This is a genomic window from Schaalia sp. ZJ405, assembly GCF_011038885.2.
In the GTDB taxonomy this organism is placed as follows: Bacteria; Actinomycetota; Actinomycetes; order Actinomycetales; family Actinomycetaceae; genus Pauljensenia.
In genome coordinates this window covers 1,686,535-1,703,455 of the sequence record NZ_CP064952.1, presented here as the reverse complement: position 1 = coordinate 1,703,455, position 16,921 = coordinate 1,686,535, and the positions used below count along the sequence as shown (strand labels likewise).

The following is a 16,921-nucleotide window of genomic DNA, read 5'->3' as shown; positions in this document are numbered from 1 at the left end:
GGTATAAAAAATCCCCCAACACTGTGGGGGTTGGGGGTGAAACGTGCTGCTGTCGGGTTACCTCGGCGCGTAGGTCGCAGTCAGGGGGATAGCCCACCCAATGCCGAATTCCGTGCTGGTTGGTTCGTCGAGGAAGAGGTTTCCTGATTCAGCGGAGATGACTATGTTCATGTTTTTGGAGAGGGAACTATCGAATGTGGCCCTCGTGAGAGTTACCCCGATCACCTGCTCCCCAGAAGAGGGAAGATATGCGGGTGGGATTGTCGCAACATAAGCAACAACCCCGCCGCCTGCTTGCATAACAACACCGTCGATACACACCAGGCCGTTTACTTTACGGATACGCGGTGTCTGACCATTAATGGGTGCCCAACCATCTCCCAGCGGCAGGGTTTCCCAAGGGGTAGACTCTCCCGACCCGAGTGAGTTCCGTAGGTCTTCTAGCTCCTCCTGTGAAGCCGCTCCAATGGATTGCCGTGCTGCCCGTGCTTCCATCGGTGATTCGATGCCGAGACCACCACGCGATACCGGGAGGGTCCCGGAGGTGATGTCCCCAGCGGAGTGCTGGTGGGACAAGGGTGCGAAGTGATTTTTGCATTCTTGGATGATTTTGGCTTGGATGTCTTTGGCATCGCGGTTGTTTTTGACCTGGTCGGCGTTATTGCGCGCTTGCTGTTCATCGCGCAGCCGCTCAGCTGTCGCGCGCGCGGCTTCAGTGCTGGCACGGGATTTTTCCTTTTTTTCCCGCTCGGACTCAGCCTCACGGCGTTGGGCTTCCGCAGATTCACGTGCGGTTTCCGCCAAGGCGCGTTGGGTTTCCGCGTTGGTCCTGCTTGTCTCGTTGAACCCGCGATTGTTTTCAGCCGATATACGTTGATTTTCCGCGTTGACGCGCCCGGACTCCGCTGATGCCCGCCGGTTTTCTTCCTCCACCCGCTTAGCCTCAGCCTTGGCTCTGGCGGCTTCAGCTGTTTGTGCGTTTTCAGTGACGTTTCCGACGCGGTCAACTGCGTCGAAGAATTCACTGAGCGCGTTTCTGGCTGGCTGGGCGTCTGTGCGGATAATGGGTGAATCAATTGACGCTTCAATGACCCGCGTACATAAGAGGTCTTGGCCTTGGACGATTTGGACGGCGAGGCGAGCGGATGTTCCAGTGAGAGCTTCGGTGGGGATGGGGGCTTGCCAACATGCGGTTTCTTGCCCGGACACGGCTGTCATTGTCACATAACCACCAGATGATCCGTCACAGGGGTTGAACAGCAGGCGGGCTGTCAGACCAGTGGATTGGGCTGGCGAGGACCCGTTCCAGAGCTTGACTCTCAGGTAGCGGCCATTGTGGTCCCCACCTGAAAGTCGGATCGGTGGAACGTAATCGTTGGCGGTTGAAATCTCAACATCGATTGTGCGGAATACATCCAAAGCCATGTTCTTACTCCTCAATGACAGGTCGGCTGGCTGCGTGCGTGTTAGCGATCGCTGGGTCGGACACGGTGTTTAGGTCGGTGATGATCTCGCGTGTACCGTCAGCTCTTTCAGCGACCACCAGCCTCCCGATCCTTGCTGTGGCCTCACGCAGGTCGGCGATGTTGTAGGAGGTGATCATTTCTTCACTGCGGGACAAAACGTCGTGCAGCCAGTACACGACCACAGGGTTAGCTTTCATAAGGGGGGTTTTCCTTCCTATTTGTCGATCGTGGAGTAGGAGGTGAGTAGACCGTTAATGAACGTCAGCCTGAGATTGCCGTAGTGGTGAGTCTGGTGACCGTTAGCGCCGTAGGTGATTGAGGTAACCACCGGTTGCGTGATCGTCCCCGTGAAGGTTGCAGTCGAGACCTCGGATGTGTCGCTTGTGGCTGCGACTGAGATCTTCGGGGTAGAGATCCTGATGATCTCCTTGGATTGCAGCTGCATTCCGTGCCACTTGGTTGACGGGTTGGTGATGTCGTAAACCTCTGTGGAGTAGTCGATATAGCCGACTTTCTCGCCTTTCCAATACCCGGCCATCTGCCCGGTGGTGTTGAGCCGGATCCCGTAGGCGTTGGTTGATCCACACTCGAATACTCCCTGAGCGGTGATGCTGGAGGCTTGCATGCCTACGGTGATGAGTTTCCCAGTGTTGAGATTCCATGAGCTGGACCCGCCTTTGATCATCCCCTTGTTAAAGGTGATTTCACCGGTTTCGAGGTTCCACGCTGACGCTCCGCCGCGGATGGTGCCCGCGTGGATCGTGTCAGCGAAAATCCCATCCCCGGATGCCATGTTGCGCCAGTTCCATTCGCCGTTGGATTTTTTAGAGTTCGCGATACGCCAGAACCCGCCGCCGATGTGAATGCATTTGGTGGGGCGTTGTTCTTTGGGACGGTCGTACACGTAGATTCCTTCACCGGGAACAAGGTAGGTGTAGCCGCCGGTGGCGTTCATGATCTCGTTGATCCGCTCAATGATTCGGTCAATGTAGGCTGAAGACCCCGCGGCGGCAGCATCCCACGTTCCAGCGCGAGAAACGAGACCATCGAGAGCCTGCGCCCGGGCTGCCATCATCTGCGTGTAGGACTGCCGAATGTTCCCCAGCGTAATCTTCGCTTCTCCTAGTCCTGCAACAAGATCCTCTTCGATTTCAAGGACCCGGCCTTGCAAGCGCAGCGGCTCATCGAACGTGGTGTCAACGATGTGGACTTCGTCGCCGATGTCCACGCCGTCAGCGTTCATGCCCGCGGCTGCCAACGCGGCAACAGTTGCCGTGTATGACACTTTAGGTTTAGACACCTGGGTGAGGTGCTTGCGTGCAAGGGAGAGGAGTTCTGCGGGTTCCTCGCATTCAGAAAATTCCACGATGCCGTCGGCTGGGAGAGTGCGACCGTCGGGGCCGGTGACCCCCCACAGCCTCGTCGCTTCGGTGTCCTCAATGTATTTACGTCCGGAGTTGACACTTGAGATGTCGATCTTGCGTGAATATCCTCCGGTCGCGTTCCCTTCAGAATCAGTTTCCTCAACGCCTCTGCCAAACGGGTATAGGCGAGTGACGACATCTTCGGGGTCGATCGTGCGTTCAATCTCAAGAAGGTCACGGCCGTATTCGAAGCGGCGTGAAACCGTCGCAGTGCCCCTACGGCGACGCAAGTTAATTCGCCGTGTCGCAACGGTGATTCCATCCTCAGCGAGGGCGTAGGAGGTTTCGATTTCAAGGCCGAAGGTTTCGGCGACCTTGTTGACCGCTTCCAACGCGGACACGTGGTAGAACGAAATATTAGCCGCCTGTGTCGTGGTGGGTGATTCAACCGTCCCAACCCTCCACCTTGTGCCCTCCAGGGCTTTCGTCAGGCACGCTGTCGCGGTTGCCTGTCGGTTCCTTTTCTCGTCGATGAACGTCAACGCCAGCTCTGACACTGAAGACGCGCAGTACGCGATAGTGAATGGCAGAGCCTCACCCCGAGTGGTTTTAGTTGATTGGACAATGTATTCACCAACCCGGTCCATTGAGTCAACAATGAGGAGTCGCTGGCCTTTTTCGATGGCTTCCGCGCAGGTCACATCCAACGTGTCTGTCGCATCCACGCCGCGTGTTCTCACAGCTGACATCACCGTGGAGAGATCTCGAAGGGTGTTCCCCCACCTATCGTTTACAGCAAAACGCATATGCCCCCACCCTTTCTAGAGGTAATAGGCTGGCCTGTATGAGAGTGTCCCTGAGGCTCCGGAAACCATGAGCTGATTCATTCCCGGATTCAAAGCAAAAGGTGTAGACGCAAGCGTCATTGCCCGGTGGTTCGAATTGATCCTCGTTACCCGTTTCATGGGATCCAAATCGAATACTGCACTACCGGTCATCGTTGACGATGAGGTAAATTCCACGAACCTGCCTGCGTAGTCAAGGACTCTGACCGCCTTGGAGTAGCCGGTGAGGCTGAGTTCAAACCTGGGCCACACGGGCCGATTCCCGCCAACCCTAACCGCGTTCTCTCCGGTGCTGAGCCTGATCCGTTCTTCTTTGCCTACGCACAGTGGGCCTGCGTTAACCGTCAATGTCGCACGGGAGGCGGTTTCCCCCCGCCGGGTCACCAGGTCTATCCACTCTCCAACACTCAAGCGGCCCTCATAAGTGCCAGGTAGGTTCCTCCACGAGATTGAAACCACGCCTCCGTGGAGGCCCCCGATAAGGGTTTTCACAGCCACAATGTCATGCGCAGAGCCCACCGTGTAAATGTTGATCGTGATTTCCCGGCGGTCCACGAACGCTAATCCTGTAGAGCCGACGAGTGTTTGATCAACCGTTGAATCAACGCCCGGAACCGTCTGATACTGAAGGCGGGGGTCCGCCCTCCCAGTAGAAACCCCCGCCGACTCCACACCGACTCCCAGCTCTTCAATAGGCCGATCGTTGATCATCAACCCCTCAAGCCCGGCGGGTTTGAATCTCTGCTCCCAACTCATAACAACTAACCCCACTTTCTTTTGGGTTAACGCCCCATCACGGCCATGCGTGAAAACTCCCCGCTCATCGCAGGAGACAAACGGCCAGCCATGACCCGCGCACCACGGTCGTTGAGCGCCAGATCCACTCCTTGTCCGAACATGGATTCAAGCGCAGCAAGCATTCGCAGGATCCGCTCATCACGCTCGGCCTGCGGGTCACGCGCGTTCTTTACGGTCATGTCCATCGCCACTCCAGCCGACAAGCCGTTGACACTAGTGAGTTTTGCTTGCGCATCATTCCACCCGGCGTCAATCGCTTCCTCGAACCCTGCGGACAGGTTTGAGTCCGCGAGCGCGTCGTGGGCTGCTGACATGGTGTTGCCGATAGCCCCGGTGAGGGCGTTTTCGCGTTGGGATACGCCTTGGGCGAGAGCCTCGACGATTGACCGGCCCGAGTACAGGGTCCAGCCCTTGCCAGAAAATGGTCCTTCTTTTGCTGGGGAGAAGGGCAGGAGGTTTCGGGCGGCTTGCATGACGTTGCTAACTGCGTTGGTTACGCCGCTGATCATGTTGCCGATGCCGTCGATGAGGCCTTGGATGATTTTCTTTCCCGAGTCAAGGAGCCAGGATCCGGCACCTGCGAAAAATCCGAAGATCTTGTCTTTAATGCCCGTGACTGTTGAAACAACGTTGCTGATCCCAGCTGATGCTGCGGATTTGAGGCCGTTCCAAATATTGGAAAAGAACCCACTGATGGCCCCCCATACGCTGTTCCACACGCCCGAGATGATTGAGAGCGCCGAGGAAATCAGGGAGGAGATGATCGACATTGCTGCCGATAGCAGTGATTTGATTGTGTTCCAAATTCCGGAGAACACCTGCTTGATGCCATTCCATGCGCCCGACCAGTTGCCCGTGAAAACACCGGTCACGAACTGGATGAGGCCACTGAGGACGCTGATTAGCGAGGTGATCACTGGCATGAGATTGCTGATGATCGTCCCGGCCAGTTGGATAACTGGGGTGAGTACCGCAGAGAACAAGGACACCAGTGGTGGTAGGAGTGCTCCGATGAGCTGGGCGATCGGTGGCAAAAGAGGAGCAAGAGCCCCAATGATTTGCATCACTGCGCTAACCACCTGCATGAGCACCGGGATGAGTGCCTGGACCACAGTCATGATGGGGGGCAGGATCTGGGTGATCACCTGCACCAGGACCGGCATGATTTGGGCGATCACATCGGCGATCTGCGTGATCACGGGGATCAGCATGGGTAGGAGTTGAGCGACCACGCCACCTAGGATCGTCACGATCTGGGTGATCACCGGTGTCAAAGCTGTCACCGCCTGAGCTAGTGCTCCACCGATAGTTTCTGCTACCTGCGCTAAGACCGGCATGAGTTGCTCAATGATCGGTGCGAGTTGGCTAATCACAGTACCTAACGTGGTGAACACGCCTTGGGCGAGGCCACTCAGGGCGGTTTGTAGTGGCGGTGATGCTGCGACAAGACCCGCGAACGCGCCAACGAGTAGCCCAACGGGTCCACCTAAGAATCTTAGTGCTCCCCCCAAGGGACCAAGCAAGCCGCTGAGCCCTGGGATAGAGGATGCGAGCTTGCCAATCCCACCGATCCCCAATGCGCCGAACGCGCCTGTGAGAGGACCGATGATTCCGCTGAGATTCGTAAAAACCCCACCCAAGCGTTCCAACACCCCAGGAATGCCGCCGGCGCTTTGACCTAGTTGAGTAAACCACGAGGTGGCCTTGTCAATCCACGGCCCCAAACGGTTACCAATGGCCTCACCAATCGCTGTGGCCTTGTCCTCTAAGGGCCCAAGCGCTGACGTGACCGCCTGAATGAGTGGCGCGATCTTGGGGAACAAGCCTTTTTCGAGGTTCGCTCCGATGCGCCCCAAGGAGGCTTTCAGGTTCGCGAACGCTCCTGGAAGAGTGGTGCCCATTTCAGCGGCCACATGACCGGCAGCACCTGAAGCAGCGGCTTCAAAATCAGCGAAACTGATCTTGCCCTCAGACGCCATTTTCTTGACTTGTGAGGTGGACACTCCCAAACGATCCGCGAGCGCTTGGTAGATGGGGATCCCCCGGTCAGCCATCTGATTGAGATCATCAGTGTAAGCAACACCAGAGGTGGCGACCTTGTTGAAGATCGACCCCATTTCATCCATGCCAATACCCGCAGCAGCAGCAGTGTTAGCGACGGTTTTCAAGACCCCTTCAAGCTGGCCCCCGGGCTTAATGCCAGCAGCAACAGCAGACGCTGCAACCGTGGCGGCATCGCCAAGACCAAACGCAGTGCCCTTAACAGCAGCGTTTGCGTTCTTCATGATCGACGCAACAGCCTTGGTGTCATTACCCAAACCACGAAGTTTCGCTTGAGCAGTATCAATGGTGTTGAGGCGCTTAAACCCAGCTGTCAGGGAGTAGCCGATCCCCGCGGCAGCTGCACCTACCGTGGCGGTGGCAGCACTTTTCAGGGCACTACCTAGCGCCTGAGCTGCTCTGGTCCCGGCGTTTTTTGCGATCCCAGGCAAACCTTTCAAGCCAGAAGCAAGGGCGCTACACACGTTAGATGCAGCGTTTTTTGCGGCGTTGACCAGTTTTGATCCAACCGGAGTAAACGCCTGCCCGATCGAACGCAGATACTCGCCCACTGAAGAAGCTACGGGCGCAAACTTTTTACCGATACGCGAGGCAACCGGACCAAAAGCCTCAACAAGCGGACCGGCAGCCTTGCGGGCTATTCCCGTAAGATTCGAAAACGCTTGGCTAGTTGTCGACCTGATCTTTGAGAACGCGCGAGCTGCATCCAAATGGATTCCTTCAAAAGCCAAGCTCACAGAGGCTGCGGCGCGCAGCGCGGCGGTGCGAACTTGCCCGCCGAGAGTACCCATCCGCCCAGACAGAGCCGAAGCCGCTGCTTGCGCGCTGGTTAACCCCGCATAGAAGCTCCCCAAAGACTGAATCGCAGGGTTAAGGGCAGCACGGGTCAGACCCCCAAGCGCCCCGGCAACCCCTGAGATAGCCGACTCAGCCACCCGAATGTCACTAAACCCAGATACGAACTTTTTAGCCGACTGCGTGACCGACTCGAAAAGTTTATTCCCCCAGGTTTTAGGGACTTTGGGTGCGGGAATAGTGACTGGTGGGAAGTTCTTACCAACCTCTTCACCTATTTTGCTTGTGAATCCTTTAAACGACGGGACGATATTGATCCATGCTTCCCCAATGTCAACACCAGCCATATGCGCCCCGCCCTTTCCTTACTTGAATTCACACAAACACCATGCCACTCGGGTTGGTTAGGTGCTTTTTTCTACATAGTTTTCCCGAGGAGCCGCGAGCCTACGCTCCAACTCATCAATGGGGACCGACACGTAATCAGACTTCTTCGCCACGCGGGGCCTGGGGAACGGCTTAGGCCTGTTCATATTGCGTTGGCCGTCTTTTGTTTTCGCCCACTGCAACCACCGCAACGCATCGGACGCTAAAACACCCCACTGGTTATGCAGCAGGCTCCACTGCCAATCAGGGTTAATCGCCCGATGCGTCCACGACTCGGTTTGACTGATCATTGCCGCACACCAATCAGCAGCCCTAGTGGGCTTGAGGGTGCGCCAATCGTCAACCCCGTAGAAGCGCTTGAAATCCGCTGAAAGCTCCGCGGGCGCGTGCCTTGCCGCGCCCAGGAGCATCATCAGTTTGGGGCTGCCGCCTGCATTGTCTCGCCCAAAAACTTCGAGATCTCACTCGAAGACACATACCCCATGTCCTCTTTGATCTTCGCCTTAATCTTCTTCAACTGGGCCGCCCCATAGACCTTCTCAAGGACATCCGCGAGCGCGGTGATGTTCTTCTCCGCGCCTCCCAGAAGCTCGATGATTTCGTAGTCGTCCCACACGTTGGCGTTGATTTTCAGGTCAACCCCGCGCACAGTGATCTGGATCTTCGACGGTGTAGTGGTCATTGCCATGCTCCAAACTTCGTTTTTCTGTTGTGCCACGCCCCTCCTTATGGTGTGTTGACGCGGGGCGGGGGCGGGCATGGCACAACAAAAATCCCCCGCCCCGCGCGTCTTAAAGCGATCAGGCCTCTTAGCCCTCACTGCTCTGGGGCTTAGGCTTAGCCAGATACTCATACACCGTGTTCCCAGCCTCATCTGGGTAACACATGAGAGTGACCTCGTAGCCCACCGGCTCGCCCTTGGTGTACACGACCTCACCGATCTCAGTGATCTGCGAATTCGGCACCACGATCCGCTTAATCACGCCACCAGTCATGAGCATCTCGAACACGTACGCTCGCCTGGGAAGCTCAGAAGAGTTGTGAATGACCGTCAGGCCCGTCTCAAGGGTTCCCTTAACGTTGTCGGCGCCATAAACCTCAGCCAAGACATCCGGATCAAGAGTCTGAATGAACTTCCACGTGAACGTCTCCGTACGCGACGTGCGGATCACCAAGACAGTGTCCCCACCCCAGTCCTTAACGTCTTCAGTATCCATCTCGATACCGTTGGTCAAGCCGTCCTCAGACACGTAACCCAAACGCTTAAACGCCGCGTCAAGCTCCGTAGACGCGTCCGTGGGAACCTTAGCATCGATACTGGCTGCGGAAATCGCGCCCGCCGCCACCGGCTTCGCGGCTGTGACCAGCGCGCTATTTGGTTTTGCCATTGTAATTTCTCCTAACAAAGAAAGCTGCCATGCCCCTTATGGAGTAGTAGGTAGTAGATCAACTATCTGGAATTTCCGGATAGTTGTGACTCATTCAAATCTCTCTTACGCGCCAGGAAACACCGTGGCTACCACGGTCATCTGATAGCGGGGATTCTCCGAGTCAGGATCTGGAAAGTTATACACCGACAGCACATCCACGCTTGCGAGCGTCGGCAACGTCAGTGGAGCATCCAAGAGGAGTTGGGTGACCTCGTCTGCAAGAAGCGCAGCCTGAGCGCGAGTTTCAGCCCACGCCTGCACCGCCAACGTCACCTTGTCAGACAAGCTGTCACGGCGACCCCCAGTACGCTCCACTGTGATGAAACGCTGAGGCCGCTTCGCAGGCACATCAACAAACGCTGGTGCCTTTGGGTAACGGTCTTTGAGGAAACGCAGGAACAATGCCTCAGTGTTCATCCCGACTGCACCGCCTTCAACAAAGTATTCTCCCTTGCATTACGCTGCGCAGCGTCCTTAGTGGATGCTCGGACCGCGCCGTGCGGCCGATCCGTCCACACCACATCACCGATGAAACCCTCACCCGCTCGCGAAGCAACCTCCTGAGTCTTCTCCTCCACGAGATCACTCGTCATCTCCGCCAGCGCCTGAAAGTTCAGATTCACATGAGCCCAAGCCATGCGCCCTCCTCTTAGCCTTCAACAAGCCGCGCGGTGACCGGCCTGTCCCACGGCGTAGGCGTGTTCTGAGACTGGTAGGCAATCGGATTACCCACCACCTCGTAGACCTCACCGCCGACCCTCACACGCTTGCCCCGAAGGGGTGCCGTGTAAGTCTTGGGGAAATGCAACTGAACATCCAACGAATCACCATCAGGCCTAATCGACCCATCAAGATCCCTAGTCGACGCAGGAGAGACGAGAACGTTTTCCACATCCGCCTCCACCACCCACTCAACAACAGGCTCCCCAAAAACATCCTCACCCACCGTGCGGCAAACAAGAACTGTGATGGTTTCCCCACGGATCATGACTGGTCCTCGCGATCCGTGAGGAGGTCAACCTCAAAGGCTCGTGAGAGCCTGGGGAGTCCTAATCGTCGGCGGTGAACCTTGGTGAACGAAAGGGACCCCACGGGCGCGGTGAACGTTGCCGACTGTGAATACGGGCCGCCTGTCATGGAGGCTTGTGCTGCACCAAAAGGAGCGTCGAATGCCCCGTTTGAGGAGCGCAGCGCGTAGGCAACCATGTCGATGACAACATCTTTGGCTGTATCCGTGCGGATCTTGCCTTTGTTGAGCAGGTCCCATAGGTCATACCCGTCGGCTGCGAGTTCGTCGCGGACAATCCGGGTTGCTTTGGCGAGCAAGGCTGTCAGCGTGTTGGTGTCGGCGGATCCTTCACCGTAGGCGGCTTCGTATTCTTTGGGAGCAACGAGGGTTTCCGGCGGGTTTTCTTCGCTCATTGTGGGGCCCCTTCGTGGTTGTTACCAGACGGGATCGCTGGTGGTCGCTTTGGTTTTCGTTGGCGTTTTCGCGGTGCGTTTCGGTTTTGACCTGGCGCGAGCTGGACTGGGTTTTGCCGTCTCCGCCTGGTTGTCAAGGTCAGGCTCTGACGTGTCCTCACCCTCAAGGTCAGGCCCATCGACGCACGGCCATGCGAGCACGCGTGCCCGCTCGCTGCTGACCTCCACCACAATCCCCGTAGCCGGGTGAATCAGACGCGCCATGATTACGCTGCCTTCACGATGGCGAACTTCGCCTTGTCGACCCACCAGCCGTAGACAACCTCAAGACGCAAAGCCACCTGGTTCTTACGCTTAAGATCACCCTGACCGTCCGGGTCACCAAAGCGGATCAGCTCGATAGGCATGTCACGCTGGATGCCCCAACGCACTCCGTCAGTGAAGTCACCGACGATCGCGCGGACCTTCGTATCAGCAGCCTCAGGGGTAGCAGATACCGTAGAGCCTTGAGCAACAGTGAGACCGCCGAAAGACTCGATATTGTTACCGAACCCAAGCTCAGGGTAGCGACGCTGAGAAGTTGGCTGGTCACCAGCCTTGATCTTCAACGTTGCAAGAGAGCGAGCAAACCTTGGATCAAACGCAGCACCAGTGACAGGGAACGAATCGCGTCCGTCAACCAGAGTGTCGATCGCCGCGTCCAGAGCGTCATCTGGGTCCACCCCGTCAGTAAGGGTGACAGTGTTCGTTGTGGCGGTGATGTACTCCGTCCAATTCTCAATCGCCGCACCCGTCAGCGGGTTAATACGATGATAAGCACCCAGGTCGAGTGCGCGAGAAAGCGCGGTCGCACCAGCATCCGCCAGCGTGGAAAGGACACTAAGCTGATAGTCCTCGTCAGCGAAAAGAACCTCCTCGTTGAACCGCATCGTGACCTGAGCTTTATGCGGGGCGGCTGTGACAGAGCCGAACTTCCCCGTAGTCGAGGACTTGTCTGCGCCCTCTTCAACAAATTCCGCACGCGGTGGAGCATTAAAAGTGAAGTAGTCGACGTTGCCATACAGCATGGGGCGTGCGCCTGAGAGGCGAGCGAGAGTGGAAGACGCGAGGGTCTCCTTGATCAGGCCTTCACCAACCTGGCGGGGGAGAAGAACCTTAGCGTCAGAAGAAGAGAAAATAGCCATTGGTGGCTCCTTTCAAACAGTTGAGTGGTTAGTCTTTGCTGCCGAATAATTCACCGACAAATCCGGCAAGATCATGAGTTTTCGTATCCGACTCCGCGCCGGTAGGAGGCACTACGGGGCCGCGGGGTAGATTCTTGAACGCCTGTGCAAGAGCCTTGCCGTGCTCCTCGATTTCGTCGAGTGTCGTGCCGCGCAGGAGGTTCGCAGGCACGCCAACCTCAGAGGCGACCTTGGTTTTCCACGAGTCGAGTTTGCGTTCGTGTTCAAAAGCTTCAACCTTTGCTTGCAGGGACGCTAGGTCCGCGTCCTTAGCTTTAACAGCTTCAGCCAAAGCGTCGCGCTCTTTGACGGCAGCGAAGTTCGCTTTAGAACGCGCCTCCCACTTCTTGGCCTCTTTCTCCCAGTCGGTTGTAGGTCGTGCGGCCTGATCCTCTTGGGTTGCTTCGTTCGCAGGCGCTTCATCGGTGGTGGTCTGCGCCGTGGTATCAGCGGTGGTGTCGGACATGAGGGGTTCCTTTCCGTGCGGAACGGGTATACGAAAACCCGCCACCGTGCGGAGGCGGGCATGAAACAACCCCGATCAGCCACGACGGGCTAAACGGGGTTGGTCAGATAAAAAGATGAGCGAATTCAGGCGACCGTCATAGACTCCTCAAGAAGCTCATCAACGTATTCGGTGAGATCATCGAAGCCCTCGTATTCGGCTGCGATTTCACGAAGCGTTTCAGCATCAGGATACACACCCTGTTCTTGAAGCAAGCTAAGGATGCTGATGATAGCCGCCGCATCTTCGTAAATCTCGACCTGAAAACGCAGGACTTCATCGTCCGACGGCCTAGGAGTCAGGTGTTGATCTCCAAAAGCAAACACCTTATCGATGATATTCATAGCTCTATTCTACGGGTATTAGGTGCCCGTTGTGAACCCTCATCACGCCCTGCCCCCGCATGGGATGTGCAGTAGAAACAAGAACGCGATTCTTCTTCACAATCAACTGAACAACAACTTCAACGCCCTCTATTGTTGCCAACAGACGGGCTACACCTGGTCCCATCTGGATCACCTTCTCAGGTCGGTTGATAATCGATTGCACGACGTTGGCAATTCGTGTGCTATCCCATTCCTTGGGGAAAGCGATCTGCGATTCGCGCATCTCTTGCATGACAGTAACAAACAGGTGCCCGCCATTGCGTTTGCCGCGCTTTCCCACGTTTCCGTAGAGAATGTGGTCAACAACCTTTTCAGGCAGTTTGACATCTTCAGGGCCAAAGTCGAGGCGCTTTCTCCGGGACGTTCCACCGCGTGGGGTGGCTAGGTATTTTCCATCTTTAAGTGCAGGTTTCAGCTTGCGGGGTTTTGTTGAGTTGCGTTTGACACCTTTGCTGTCGGTGTACTTGTCACCGCCCTGCGTGCGCATGGCTGCCAAAATAGTAGCCTCGTCGGGGTATCCTTTAGGGCCGGGTTCAGCTACTTCACGGGCCGCCAAGTATTCCTTATACAAAGCCTCAGGATCGTACCCCTCAATGTGGGGGATATTGTTTCCGAACGCCGGGACAATCTGACAATCACAGTCGCTGTGGAACTTCTTGAACTTGCCCGCCGACTCCTCCGTCGCATACACGAACCCACGTGACGCCAGCATCGAACAAAACGCGCACGTCTTGCCCTTGGGGACACGGGCGAAACGTTTCGCGTCCGGGTCAGCCAACGTGTTACGAGCGATAGTTTCGCGGCCACGCCCGCTGATGTGACGTTCAAGCATGCCAGCGAGAATAAGCTTCGATGTCGCATAATCGCCCTCGAACAAGTAATGAGCCGCCGTGCGCACACTACGCTCCACATCTTTAGGTGATGTCGGAGGAGGAATAGTCGGAGAATAAGGACGTGCAGAATCGGGACGGACCTTGTCATACCATTGCGCCGAAACCGACGCCGCCAGGTCACCGTACTCTGATGCGATCACCGGCATGAGTTCTAACAGTGCATCGCGTACTTCTTCCGGTGGCCAGTCCGAGACCTGTTTAAAGAACGCCTCTAGATCTCTGCGTGCCGCAGCCGCCGCGGTTCGCTGCGCCTTCGTCAAGTCGTTCACGTCGCCGCGGTCAACCACTAGGCTACGCCTCCTCTAAAGCAACCGTGTCTTTCTCAGGAAGACGAAGCGACACTGGGACAGCCCCGCTCATCTTCACACCTTCAAGACCCAAATACTTCAACGCGCTTTCAGGGGCTACACCAGCACGCACAGCCACACCAAGCGCATCAAACTTCGCTTTCATATCAACCCCCTGAACATCGGAGGGCGGGGCCTCGACAGTTTCCGGTTCTTGGGAATCTCCTGCCGTCGCAAGCCTGTCTAACAACGCAGATGAACGGGCCGATGCGGTTTCCGTCTGAATCGCCGCCAAATCCGCCTCAGTCAAACCCGCCCGACGCATCAGAGTAGGCGACTCCGACAACGTTGGGAACGCCTGAACCATCTTCACAGCAAAATCAGCAGACGCGGCAGGAGACGCGTACCGCGCCGGAGTCCACCGCACATCGGTTCGCCACACTTGCGCGGGAATCTCAGTGAGATTATCGCGCAGCATGACCACCTGTCCGAGTAGACGACGCAAAGGACCGGCGAAAATCCTCCACTGTGCTTCAGCTTCATCAGCCAACGCAGCCTCAGCTGCTTGCATCGCCTCAGCAGACGTAGGGTTATCAGCGAAAATCCCCACTGACGACGTCGGAAGATTCGTCGCCGCGCAAAAGTTTTGAGCAAGCTGCCTATACATTTCCAGATGTGGGGACATGCTCATTTGCGGAAACTGCCCCACCGTTGGCACATCCCCATTCTCGTTAGGGGTGAGCGCCAGCAGTCTGCCAATCACCGCTGACCAACGGTCCCTCCCATCGAAGGTCCCATCATCCACACCCAGCACGTAGCGCTGTGGGGTCGCAAAGAACTCCGCGCTGGTCTCTGTGCGTACCAGAGTGCGGATCGCCGCGTCCGTTAAATACCTGACTTCACGGGTAATCCGAGACCTCCCAAACGGCCTGCCCAGTTGCGGGTCGTAAATGATGGGTTCGACGAGCAATTGGCCGGTTGCGTTACCCAGCGGGACGGCGGACCATGCGCCCACCTTGCGTGTGAGCTGCCAGGTCTCTTCGTGTGTGTAGAACACAGCTCCGTCAGGTTCCCCAAGGTCATCCGTGGAATCGATAGTCAGGAAGGCTTTCATTGCGCGTCGTCGCTGATCCCACAGTGCGGCGCTCATGAGCGCGTCGCGGGCTTGAATGACCACCGGCGGATCACCAGCCGCCCGGTCTCCTGCCGTGATAGTCAGGAACGCGCACGCGTGCTTATACGCGCTTGTAATCGCTTGGGACAGTTGGGTGGTGAAGTCATTCGCGGCGAGCAGCTCCACAACCTCGAAAGGGTCGGTCTGTCCACCACTGGAAAAGCCCTCGAACACGTGTTTTCGCGCAAGAGCTTGTACAGCCTTCGCAGGCCACCCCAAGGCGGCGCGGGTTCGCTGCATCTGCGGTGGGACGGAAATACCGAGGTCACGGAACGCGCGGTGACCGTCGTAGTAGACGTTGAGGAGACGATTCTTTGGAAGAACCCTCAGCCACACTTCCCAAGCTTTACCAAGTAGGCGTGCTGTCTCGGCATCCATGCCGCGCACGTGAGTCGGTGCGGTGAGCGTCGTAGCCAGTAGGTTTGTCTTGGTGGCGTCGATCATAGGACCATCACCCCTTTTCCGTTAGATTTTTGCGCCCTAGCCCTGCGCTTCGTGGTTTTTGCTGCCCAGTGGGCGAGTGTTACCGCGTCCAGTCCCGCACAGGTCATGTCCTCTGGTGCCTGCCAGCCAAAACCGCCCCCCGAGCCAATCTTTCGACGCGCAACGGTGTCAGCTTCGGCAGCCAGCTCCGGGTCATCAAGATGCGTGACGCTCCCTTCGCGGATCGCCGCGTCAAACATCGCGTGTGCAGTAATCACCTCACCCGTATTCGGCGTGATAATCATGAGCTTAGGAATACCAGCAGCGTGAAGCCGCTCAACAAGATCACCGGCACCAGACCGGCCATCAACGACAATCGCGGCGAGCCTGTGCTGATTCGCCATCAGCCAGTCAACAATCCAACCCACGCCCTCACCCATGCGACGCACACCCTGCTCGGACGCGAGCTCCACATGGGCGCTACGCGTCTTCGCGTGCCAACCCGCCCGGGCAAGAGCCACTGTTGCTCCATCCACGCTAAACCTCACCGCTGCGCACCAACGCGACCCAGCTTGAGGCTCACCCAACAACGCGCCCCAAACATCAGCGCCGATCGCCCGACTCGACACCTCAGGATCCCAAATACCCAAACCCTCACGCCGAAAAGACTCCGCACCAAGCTGCCTCTTCAACCGCAGAATCGCTGACTCTGGAGTACGCCTCGGATACGACGGATTAGCCCGCGCCCACTGCCTACGATCATCCACATCCGCGTCATCATCAGCACCGATTTCCACATACGCGCCATCTGCAAGCTCACCCGCAAGCGCGGCCTTACGGAAGCTCGTGAACGGCTCCGACGGATCCGTCGGACGAGGAGGAGTACCAATACGAATAATCAACGGATTCGAACTCGTATTAGCAGCGGGCACCATGTCATCCAACGCGCGTTGTCCAAGGATCTGTGCTTCGTCGAACACTTCCACGTCAACACCAGCAAAACCTCGACCAAAACCACCTTCACGAGCACCAAACAGAATACGGGAGCCGTTATTGAACGTAATAGCCTGCTGCCCATTGGCAGCGCGCACCGCTTTCACGTATGGAGCAACACCCGGTTTCAAACACAGGCCCCGCATGAACTCAAACGTCTCATCTGCCGTGCGTGTCCTGTGTGCCGTCCACAACACGAACAGGTTTGCTTGCAAGGTCGCTAACGCCATGATTGACACACCCAGCGTGTACGTCTTACCGACCTGACGCGCCACGGAAGCCTGGAAACCATCCACGCCACAGGCATACAAGCCGGACGCGCGTTTAGCGAGCAAGACCTTACCCAAGTCCTCCTGCCACGTGTCGAACGTACAGCCAAACCGAGCAGCCCTCGCTTTGACCTGAGGCCACCCCGTGGAAGTGATCCCTTCAGGGAGGATCAGATGCTTCGCGATCTGAGACAGGTGAG

At 57.0% G+C, this 16,921-nt stretch carries 18 protein-coding genes; all 18 read right to left on the bottom strand.

Translation table 11 applies throughout. The features are described from left to right. Positions 1-57 precede the first annotated feature (57 nt). The gene (locus G7Y41_RS07140; protein WP_165315850.1) at positions 58-1,425 is read right to left on the bottom strand and encodes a hypothetical protein; all 1,368 of its coding nucleotides are present in this window, start codon (positions 1,423-1,425) and stop codon (positions 58-60) included. Between the two features lie 4 nt (positions 1,426-1,429). Next, the gene (locus G7Y41_RS07135) at positions 1,430-1,663 is read right to left on the bottom strand and encodes a hypothetical protein (RefSeq protein ID WP_165315849.1); all 234 of its coding nucleotides are present in this window, start codon (positions 1,661-1,663) and stop codon (positions 1,430-1,432) included. A gap of 17 nt (positions 1,664-1,680) precedes the next feature. Then, positions 1,681-3,636 (bottom strand): phage tail spike protein, encoded by a 1,956-nt coding sequence (locus G7Y41_RS07130; RefSeq protein WP_165315848.1) that lies wholly within the window; start codon positions 3,634-3,636, stop codon positions 1,681-1,683. Positions 3,637-3,651: 15 nt separating this feature from the next. Next, positions 3,652-4,059 (bottom strand): phage distal tail protein, encoded by a 408-nt coding sequence (locus G7Y41_RS07125; RefSeq protein WP_196819487.1) that lies wholly within the window; start codon positions 4,057-4,059, stop codon positions 3,652-3,654. 398 nt (positions 4,060-4,457) lie between these two features. Then, positions 4,458-7,676: a tape measure protein gene (locus G7Y41_RS07120; protein WP_165315846.1), complete on the bottom strand. Its 3,219-nt coding sequence runs from the start codon at positions 7,674-7,676 to the stop codon at positions 4,458-4,460. Positions 7,677-7,733: 57 nt separating this feature from the next. Beyond that, on the bottom strand, positions 7,734-8,129 hold the full coding sequence (locus G7Y41_RS07115) for a DUF5361 domain-containing protein (protein WP_165315845.1): 396 nt from the start codon (positions 8,127-8,129) through the stop codon (positions 7,734-7,736). Then, positions 8,129-8,398, bottom strand: coding sequence for a hypothetical protein (locus G7Y41_RS07110; RefSeq protein WP_165315844.1), 270 nt, complete (start codon positions 8,396-8,398; stop codon positions 8,129-8,131). Before G7Y41_RS07110 ends, G7Y41_RS07115 begins: the two co-directional genes overlap by 1 nt. Before the next feature lie 127 nt (positions 8,399-8,525). Beyond that, a complete protein-coding gene (locus G7Y41_RS07105; RefSeq protein WP_165315843.1) occupies positions 8,526-9,104 on the bottom strand; it encodes a phage tail tube protein in 579 nt (192 codons plus the stop codon). A 105-nt stretch (positions 9,105-9,209) separates the two neighbouring features. Continuing rightward, positions 9,210-9,563, bottom strand: a complete 354-nt coding sequence (gene gp17 / locus G7Y41_RS07100) for a tail completion protein gp17 (RefSeq protein ID WP_165315842.1) — start codon at positions 9,561-9,563, stop codon at positions 9,210-9,212. After that, entirely contained in the window at positions 9,560-9,784 is a 225-nt protein-coding gene (locus G7Y41_RS07095; RefSeq protein ID WP_165315841.1) for a hypothetical protein, read from the bottom strand. Before G7Y41_RS07095 ends, gp17 begins: the two co-directional genes overlap by 4 nt. Before the next feature lie 11 nt (positions 9,785-9,795). Beyond that, entirely contained in the window at positions 9,796-10,134 is a 339-nt protein-coding gene (locus tag G7Y41_RS07090; RefSeq protein ID WP_165315840.1) for a hypothetical protein, read from the bottom strand. Next, complete coding sequence (locus G7Y41_RS07085) at positions 10,131-10,568, bottom strand: Gp19/Gp15/Gp42 family protein (protein WP_165315839.1); 438 nt, start codon at positions 10,566-10,568, stop codon at positions 10,131-10,133. Before G7Y41_RS07085 ends, G7Y41_RS07090 begins: the two co-directional genes overlap by 4 nt. A 266-nt stretch (positions 10,569-10,834) precedes the next feature. Next, positions 10,835-11,752 (bottom strand): phage major capsid protein, encoded by a 918-nt coding sequence (locus G7Y41_RS07080; protein ID WP_165315838.1) that lies wholly within the window; start codon positions 11,750-11,752, stop codon positions 10,835-10,837. A 28-nt stretch (positions 11,753-11,780) separates the two neighbouring features. After that, entirely contained in the window at positions 11,781-12,257 is a 477-nt protein-coding gene (locus G7Y41_RS07075) for a hypothetical protein (protein WP_165315837.1), read from the bottom strand. 125 nt (positions 12,258-12,382) lie between these two features. Then, positions 12,383-12,640 carry a hypothetical protein gene (locus tag G7Y41_RS07070; protein ID WP_165315836.1) on the bottom strand — a complete coding sequence of 86 codons (258 nt, stop codon included), beginning with the start codon at positions 12,638-12,640 and terminating at the stop codon, positions 12,383-12,385. Between the two features lie 4 nt (positions 12,641-12,644). Beyond that, entirely contained in the window at positions 12,645-13,862 is a 1,218-nt protein-coding gene (locus tag G7Y41_RS07065; protein ID WP_165315835.1) for a VG15 protein, read from the bottom strand. A gap of 4 nt (positions 13,863-13,866) precedes the next feature. Continuing rightward, entirely contained in the window at positions 13,867-15,480 is a 1,614-nt protein-coding gene (locus G7Y41_RS07060; RefSeq protein ID WP_165315834.1) for a phage portal protein, read from the bottom strand. Further along, the gene (locus G7Y41_RS07055; RefSeq protein ID WP_231367266.1) at positions 15,477-16,787 is read right to left on the bottom strand and encodes a terminase; all 1,311 of its coding nucleotides are present in this window, start codon (positions 16,785-16,787) and stop codon (positions 15,477-15,479) included. Before G7Y41_RS07055 ends, G7Y41_RS07060 begins: the two co-directional genes overlap by 4 nt. Positions 16,788-16,921: the final 134 nt, after the last annotated feature.